Origin of the sequence: Sphingobacterium sp. 1.A.5 (assembly GCF_002734235.1) — a bacterium.
In the GTDB taxonomy this organism is placed as follows: domain Bacteria; phylum Bacteroidota; class Bacteroidia; order Sphingobacteriales; family Sphingobacteriaceae; genus Sphingobacterium; species Sphingobacterium daejeonense.
In genome coordinates this window covers 139099-147162 of sequence record NZ_PEBA01000004.1, presented here as the reverse complement: position 1 = coordinate 147162, position 8064 = coordinate 139099, and the positions used below count along the sequence as shown (strand labels likewise).

The 8064-nt window shown below is 38.0% G+C and carries 7 protein-coding genes and 1 pseudogene; 6 read left to right on the top strand and 2 right to left on the bottom strand.

The genetic code is table 11. The annotated features are described in order from the left end of the window. Together CRT24_RS04025 and CRT24_RS04020 are read right to left on the bottom strand one after the other, a co-directional pair. Positions 1 to 180: pseudogene (locus CRT24_RS04025) on the bottom strand (hypothetical protein); the annotation flags it as partial. 364 nt (positions 181 to 544) lie between these two features. Next, positions 545 to 1105 carry a Crp/Fnr family transcriptional regulator gene (locus CRT24_RS04020; RefSeq protein ID WP_099369954.1) on the bottom strand — a complete coding sequence of 187 codons (561 nt, stop codon included), beginning with the start codon at positions 1103 to 1105 and terminating at the stop codon, positions 545 to 547. A 192-nt stretch (positions 1106 to 1297) separates the two neighbouring features. Here CRT24_RS04020 and CRT24_RS04015 point away from each other — a divergent pair, with 192 nt between their 5' ends. The 6 genes from CRT24_RS04015 to CRT24_RS03990 all read left to right on the top strand — a co-directional run bounded on the left by CRT24_RS04015 (position 1298) and on the right by CRT24_RS03990 (position 8059). After that, positions 1298 to 2044: a head GIN domain-containing protein gene (locus CRT24_RS04015; protein WP_099369953.1), complete on the top strand. Its 747-nt coding sequence runs from the start codon at positions 1298 to 1300 to the stop codon at positions 2042 to 2044. A gap of 190 nt (positions 2045 to 2234) precedes the next feature. Next, entirely contained in the window at positions 2235 to 4277 is a 2043-nt protein-coding gene (locus tag CRT24_RS04010) for a TonB-dependent siderophore receptor (RefSeq protein WP_099369952.1), read from the top strand. 5 nt (positions 4278 to 4282) lie between these two features. Then, positions 4283 to 5353 carry an HmuY family protein gene (locus CRT24_RS04005; RefSeq protein ID WP_099369951.1) on the top strand — a complete coding sequence of 357 codons (1071 nt, stop codon included), beginning with the start codon at positions 4283 to 4285 and terminating at the stop codon, positions 5351 to 5353. A 9-nt stretch (positions 5354 to 5362) separates the two neighbouring features. Next, complete coding sequence (locus CRT24_RS04000) at positions 5363 to 6235, top strand: hemin ABC transporter substrate-binding protein (RefSeq protein WP_099369950.1); 873 nt, start codon at positions 5363 to 5365, stop codon at positions 6233 to 6235. Then, positions 6207 to 7289 (top strand): iron ABC transporter permease, encoded by a 1083-nt coding sequence (locus CRT24_RS03995; RefSeq protein WP_099369949.1) that lies wholly within the window; start codon positions 6207 to 6209, stop codon positions 7287 to 7289. Before CRT24_RS04000 ends, CRT24_RS03995 begins: the two co-directional genes overlap by 29 nt. Beyond that, on the top strand, positions 7286 to 8059 hold the full coding sequence (locus CRT24_RS03990) for a heme ABC transporter ATP-binding protein (protein ID WP_099369948.1): 774 nt from the start codon (positions 7286 to 7288) through the stop codon (positions 8057 to 8059). Before CRT24_RS03995 ends, CRT24_RS03990 begins: the two co-directional genes overlap by 4 nt. Positions 8060 to 8064 lie beyond the last annotated feature (5 nt).

The window sequence follows — 8064 nt, the reverse complement described above, 5'->3', positions numbered from 1 at the left end:
TCCCAGTTGGGAATAGGCCTTCAACAACGGCTGAATCTTTATTGAATTGATGACCTGGTCGACCACTCGGGCAGGATGGTTTTCCGGCAGTAGTTCTTCAAAAGTTGGCGGAAAGGCCATCAGCTGGTGCTGATCATAGGGCTTGAAAGCAGGTAGTTTTCTGGATGGTTTTGATGACATTCTCTGATCGATTAATATACTTAAATATATGTAAATCAATTGATTATATCAAATCTTAAGTACATAAGATAATTAAAATTTATCACATATTTTGCCAAGATAATTATGATACAGCCCCTAGTGGATGTTGAATAATCAATTCTATAAGAGTTCCGCCCCGCTGGGGCGGTATGGCGTGGTATGTCATTTCAGTGGCTGGTGGGGACACCAGCCACGGCTTGAAGTGGCGGTCCCTGTGTTGGTTGAGGGTAGTCGAAACCAGGGACCGCCTTTCGTCTAGGGAAAGAACTTGAGCTCGGTGGCTGCCCTTCGACTCCGCTCAGGGGGCGACTTCCGTTTAAAAATAGCCTAGGACTTGTGTTTTTTATTTCATTCCTCTGATTACGGAGAGGGTTTGTTGAGATATGCCGAGGTAAGAAGCGATGTTTCCGAGGGAGGCATTTTGGAAGAGTTCTGGATTTTCTTCTATAAGGGCGTTATATCGTTCATGTGCGGTTTCGAATTGGGTATTATAGAAACGGTTGGAGAAGTTTATCAAGGAATCCAAAAGTACAGACTGAATTATTTTGTTCATGGTGATGTCTGTTTTGGCTAGTTCTTCCATTTTGGAGAATGGGAAGAAAGCTATTTTTGAAGGAGCCAGAGCTTGGAACCCGAAAATTGATGGTTTTTTATGGAAAACACTTTCAATTCCAGTACTGAAGGTATTTGGGCCGAAGAAATAATGGGTAATATCCCGTCTGTTTTTATAGTAATAGATTCTTGTAAACCCAGATTCGATAAAATAGATGTATTTTAAGTAAGCACCAGGCTCGAATATAATATCTCCTTTAGCATATTCCTTAACTTCAATTATTGAATCGAAAAATTGTTCAAATTCGTCGGAGATATGGTATTGCTCCTTGAAATAACTTAAAATGGTCATTTATTCTTATTAATAATTAATCGCTTCAAAATATATAATTTAAGTGGAATTGCAAAATAAGGAGGGTTAGAAAGCATAGAATGAAAAAAATGAAAAACGGGTATTAATAATGGTGAGTTATAATAAAATTTATTTATAAATTTAGTCAAGCAAGAGGATGATACTTTTGTACTAACCAAATTTATTTAAAAGATGAAAAAAATATTAACCTTAGCCTTAGTTGCATTTGTTTCTTTGGCACATGCTCAACACAAAGAAACCCGTAAAATCAGTAAGGTTTCAGGGATTTCAGTTTCTTCTGGAATCAAGGCAAAATTCATTAAATCTTCGAGGAACGAGGTCGTTGTAGATGTCTCTAGGGCAGACCTACTTCCAAAGATCGAAACAAATGTGAAGGGAGGCACCCTAGTTGTCCGAGTAAAACCAAACAGCCACATTCAGAATTCAGGTACCTTGAACGTGACGGTTTACAGTAATTCGGCTATTAACTCTATTTCTTTGAGTTCAGCTGGGTCATTAGAGATACTGGAACCGATTGATGCTATAAATTTCACTGCAAATCTTTCCTCTGCCGGAAAACTTAAAGCAGGAAGAATTGCTGCTACATCAGCTACTATTGATTTAAGTTCGTCAGGTAAGATGACTGGGGAGCTGAAAGCCGAGAAAGTTTCTATTAACAGTTCGAGTTCTGGAGAAGTTACATTGGTTGGCAAATCTAAAACCTTGAATGTTAACATGTCTTCAAGTGGCGAGGTCAACTTGGAGAATTTCAACACAGGTTCTTTGACTGTTAATGGCAGTTCAGGCGGAAAATTGTCGGTTGCTGTAAGCAATGCGATTACTGCGAACGTTCCATCGGGTGCAAAGGTGGTATATTCAGGCAATCCAAGCAATAAAAATGTGAATCATTCTTCGGGTGGTTCTGTGAGTTCTCGATAATATTTATAAAGATTTTAGGAAGGAGCTGGATTTAGATTCGGCTCCTTTTTTTTTGTCTAACCTACCCGTAATTTATTTTCTGATTTATTTCGGATTTCGTCATTTAATTTTCCTAATACGTTATTTTCTTGTTTGGAATAATTCTAAACAAGGGTTATGTTTGCAACACTATTTAAAATGATTCTAAATAATGTTGCGAATAAAACATCTTTTTCTGTTATTACTTTTACCGGTCACTGCCATTTCACAGGAGGATAGTTCCGAACGAGTGCTACCCATTGAAGAGGTTGTTGTCACGGGACAATTTGAGCCAACATCTTTAAAGAATTCAGTTTATAAAGTAAGAACAATCAACCGGGAATATATTCAGCGACGTGCAACCACAGATATGTCAACTTTGTTGAATATGGAGTTAGGTGTGAGGTTTTCAAACGATTTGGTTTTGGGAGAATCCGACATGCAATTGATGGGGATGAGCGGGCAAAATGTTAAGGTATTGATTAATGGCGTTCCGATGATTGATCGAGGTGCTACCAAACAGAGTTTGTCCCAGATCGATATCAATACCATTGAAAGAATTGAAATAGTTGAGGGTCCAGTATCCGTGATGTATGGTACCGATGCTTTGGCAGGGGTAATCAATATTATTACCAACAATCCAAATCATAAAACTAACAAGTTAGGGATAACAGCAAGGATACTGGAAGAAACTGTTGGTTCAGAATACAAACCAGTTAATGACGAAGGTCGGCATAACGCTCATTTAGGCTTCAAGTATTCTACGGGTATTTGGAGATTTGAATTGAATGGATCAAGGAATAATTTTGGAGGCTTTCAGGGTACTTCTGAAGGAAGGAAATTGCAGTGGCAACCTAAAGAGCAATGGTTAGGGGGCGGAAAAATTGAGTTTGAGAAGGAAAATTTCAATACTAGTTATAGCATTGATTATCTCAATGAGGATCTCTTCACTCCAGGGGCGGTTATGCCTAATTCCAAATATGTAGATAAAAATTATTTTACAGACAGAATAACACAGATCCTTCAATCCCAATTTACAATTAATGACCATTTTGTTGTTAATGGTTCCTTTTCTTATCAGAACTATAAGCGGTCTACAGTTACTGAGCTTTTTGATCTCAATACGCAAACTTCAAGTCTGACTTCAGGTGCTGGGGAACAAGATATCACTAGATTCAATCAAGCTTTTGCTCGTGTAAACGGATTATATAAAATCAGTTCTAATATTGACCTCTTAGCAGGATTGGAGCTAGATTTTGACAAGGGTTCTGGGGCAAGGATTCAAGATAATTCTGAGATTTATGATTTTGCTGGATTCTTAACTGCAGATTATAAGCCTTTGTCATGGTTGATGATTCGACCCGGAGTTAGGTTTATTCATAATTCAATCTACAACGCTCCTCCCGCTATCCCATCATTGAATATGCGAATCAATTTTAATCCATTATTGGATTTGAGATTGGGTTATGCTATGGGTTTTCGAGCGCCCAGTTTAAGGGAGCTTTATTTTACATTTCATGACAGTAATCATGCCATCAATGGAAACACAGATTTGAAGGCAGAACATAACCAAAACTTTAATGTGAGTCTGAGTTATCATAAAATCTTAGCTGAAAAAAGCATCATCAACTCTTCATTGAGTGGATTTTACAATCACTTCAATAATCTGATAACGATTGGTCAAGACAAAGAAAACATCTCGATGAATACCTATTTAAATATAGGAAAGTTTGAGACTATGGGTGGCACCTGGGAGAACAATTTATTGATCAAAAACAGCAAGATCAGTGTTGGTCTAAGTTATATAGGTCGATTAAACAGTTTGTTTGAAGAAAACAAAGATTTGGGTCAGTATTTCTGGACTCCAGAGGTCAATGGGAGTATTTCTCATGAATTTCCAAAATGGAAAGCTAATGTGAATGTCTTTTATAAATTATATGGTCAACGTCCTGGTTTCCAAACCACTGGCTCTGGCGATCAGCTAAAAATCCACCAAGCGAAGCAAGAGGCTTATCATCAGATGGATATTTCTTTGAACAAGCGGCTTTACAACAGTATTACTGTGCAGGCCGGAATCCGGAACTTGACCAATATTACCAATGTATTAAATACGGCAACAGAAGGTACGGGTGCCCACTCTAGTAGTAGCACATCCATCCCCATTAGTTATGGGCGCTCTGTATTCTTCGGTTTACTATATCAAATTAACAAATAATTACAATGAGAAAATTTACCAAACTAGCAAGTATTGCATTCATCAGTATCCTGGGCTTCACATCCTGTGAGCGTGACAACAAGACGGACGTTCTTCCGGTTGTACCACCATCTGACGGGAGTAAAATGACCTTAGAAGGAGGAGAAGGAGGCACAGATGCTGCAAATGCTGTTTATGTTGACTTAAGTACAGATAAACAAACTTCAGTTGTTAGAAAATCATGGAGTTTAGGATTTTATTCAGGTTCAGCATTTAGGGTTATCTTAAATAATCACATGGCGTATTCTGCTATGGTTACCAATCAAACAGATATCAAGGCTGTAAGCTCAACGAATGTTGATTTAACTAAGTTAAATTATAATTTCCAGGCAAAGGATCAGCTTCAGAACTATGATGATACTGCAGGAAGGATAGAAAAATCATTGATTGCTGAAATAAAAGCTACTGAATCGGAAAATAAAGTTTATGTAATCAATCCAGTCCATCCGAATGCTGATAAAGCTAATGTTTGGAAGGTTAAAATAAATAGAGGAACAGCTCAGGATTATGTTTTACAATATGCCAAGCTTGATGAAACGAATTTTAAATCCTTAACCATCAAAAAGGACAATAAATTAAACTTCAATTTTATCTCATTTTCAGAAGGACCTGTGAATGTAGAGCCAGCAAAGGATGAATGGGATCTTGTTTGGACCAAAAGCATCTATTTTACGGCTATGGGTGGGGCGCCTATCCCCTATTTTTTCAGTGATTTAGTTTTCATCAATCATCTTAATGGCGTTAGTGTTTCGGAGGTTGTGTTTTTAGGAAAGGACAATAAAAGCAATGGTCAACCTAATTATGAAGAGTTTGATTCCAGCAAATTGAGCGGTATCAAATTTAAGAACAATAGGAATGCAATGGCTACATCATGGAGAAATACCTTGAGTGTTGGCGTATTGAGGGACAGGTTTTATGTCATAAAGGATAAAGCAGGTAACATTTATAAACTTAGATTTTTAGCCATGGGCGTAAAAGATGATGGCGGTAAGAGAGGTTATCCTGAGATCGAGTACAAATTAGTAAAAAGCAATTAACAGCGAACAATGAATAAGATAAATAGATTTATATTGAGTTTTGGGGCAGCATGTCTCCTATTCTCATGTCAAAATACAAAAGAAACTTCCGAATCAGCAGACACTTCTTTTTCGGACACGCTTAGGATTGTTTCTTTGAACGGTACAGTTTCAGAAATCATCAGTGAATTGGGGTTGGAGGACCAGATTGTAGGAACTGATGTTGCTTCTACTTATCCTGCCTCCATGAATTCCAAGCCTAAAGTTGGCCATAACAAAAAAGTTCCTGTTGAAGGAGTCATGGCATTAAACCCGAATTTGATCATTGGAACGAAGCAGGAGGTGAATTCTGAAACTATAGAACAGTTTAAGCAAGCAGGTATCAGAACGGTTTTGTTTGATCAGGAATATTCGGTTGAAGGTACTCGGAAATTAATCAAAGGTGTTTCGGATTCATTGAAACTTACGCAACGAGGAGATTCCCTGATTGGGTCCTTTGACAAAGCAATGGAAACCGTTAGTTCTTATGGATCTGAGTCTAAAAAACCCAAAGTTCTTTTCATTTATGCACGTGGCGCTGGCACTATGATGGTTGGAGGTACAGGTACACAAGTTGACAAAGTGATTGAATTAGCTGGTGGAATCAATGTTGCGAAGGATTTTGCGGATTACAAGCCATTAACTCCAGAAGCATTAGTTGCTTACAATCCAGATGTCATTTTATTATTTAGCAGTGGATTAAGCAGTTTAGGAAATGAGACTGGCATGATGAATATTCAAGGAGTTAAGGAAACCAATGCTGGTAGGAACAAAAAAATTATAGCAATGGACGGTCAATTACTATCGGGTTTTAGTTCGAGATTACCGATAGCGATTGAGGAGTTACATTCTAAGATACATTAATGACATTACAAAAAAAAAAAGAATCTCCATTATCTCTTTACTACTATTTCTATTGTGCTCCTGCATAACTTCCATCTGTGTGGGAGCCATAGAAATACCTATTGAAAACTTACTTAAAATCTTAGGTAACACGATTTTTCAACTGGATTTCACGGGGATTCCTATTCAAGAAGAGTCAGTTTTTTTAGCGATAAGAGCACCAAGGGTGCTTTTAGGCGCTTTAATAGGTGCTACCTTAAGCATTACAGGCTGTTCGGTTCAGGGGATGTTTCGGAATCCCTTAGCTGAGCCCGGATTGATAGGTGTTTCATCTGGAGCATCATTATTCGCTGTGATGTTTATTGTTGTTGGTCACCATGTTTTTAGTGGTCTTACTTTAATGTTCGGGTACTATGCATTATCGATAGCTTCATTTTTAGGAGCATTAATGACTACATGGTTCTTATATAAATTTTCAGTTACTAATAGTAAAACCGACATATCATCTCTACTATTGTTAGGTATAGCAATCAATGCACTAGCAATTGCCTTCACTGGTTTCTTTACGTATATCGCTACGGATGATCAATTGCGTACTATTACCTTTTGGTCATTGGGAAGTCTGGGTGGTGCGAACTGGAAGACCATTTTGGTGATCCTCCCCTTTTCCCTAATAAGCATTTTTGGACTTCTTCCTTTGGGGAAAGCGCTAAATGCGATGGCTTTGGGGGAATCGCAAGCAGAGCATCTCGGAATGGATATTCGGAAAATAAATCGGTATATAATTGTATTGGCGGCAATTGGTGTTGGTGCTTCAGTTGCTATGGCGGGGATAATAGGTTTTATTGCTTTATTAGTTCCCCATTTACTTCGTATTTCCATATCAGCAGATCATAAATTCTTATTGCCTGCCTCTGCATTATTAGGAAGTGGCTTGTTAGTTTTTGCAGATTTGATTGCAAGGACGATTGTTGTACCTGCAGAACTTCCTATCGGCATCTTAACTGCATTTATGGGGGTACCTATGTTTGTCATCATTATTCTAAGGAACAAACGAGAAAGGAGGAATTTATGATTGAAGTAAGTGGCTTGACTTATACAGTTGGAAACCGTTCCTTGCTGGACAATATCAACTTCGAAGCAAATAGTTCTGAAATACTGGCTGTAATAGGTCCAAATGGAGCTGGCAAATCGACTTTACTTAAATTAATCAGCAAGCAATTGAAGCCAAAAATTGGCAGTATCCATATTAACCGCACAGACCTGAAAACAATCGATTTGAAGACGCTATCAAAGTATCGGGCAGTGCTTCCACAGTCGCATTTTCTGAACATCAATCTTACGGTTTTTGATATTGCGGTGATGGGAAGATATCCACATTTCAAATCATATCCCGAACCTATTGATATTGAAATCACACATCAAGCATTAGCAGAAATGGGCATGTTGAAGTTCAAAGATAGGTTAATTCATAATCTGTCAGGAGGAGAACAACAACGGGTGCAATTAGCTAGGGTTCTGGCACAGATATATGATAATCCGGATGCGATATTATTGATGGATGAGCCGATTACAGGATTGGATCTGCAGTATCAGCAGATTATTTTAGAGAAGGCAAAGAGTCTTTCCAGCACAGGTGTAACTGTTTTTTGCATTTTACATGACATCAACCTAGCTGCCCAATATGCAGATAATGTTTTGATTTTGAAACAAGGTCAAACCATGGGTTTTGGCAGCCCACAAGAAATATTATCAGAAGAATTAATTTTTAACACCTACCATACACGTGTGAAACGTCTCCAAGATCAAAACCTTGGGTATCCAGTCATCATGCCTGTATCATAAAAATC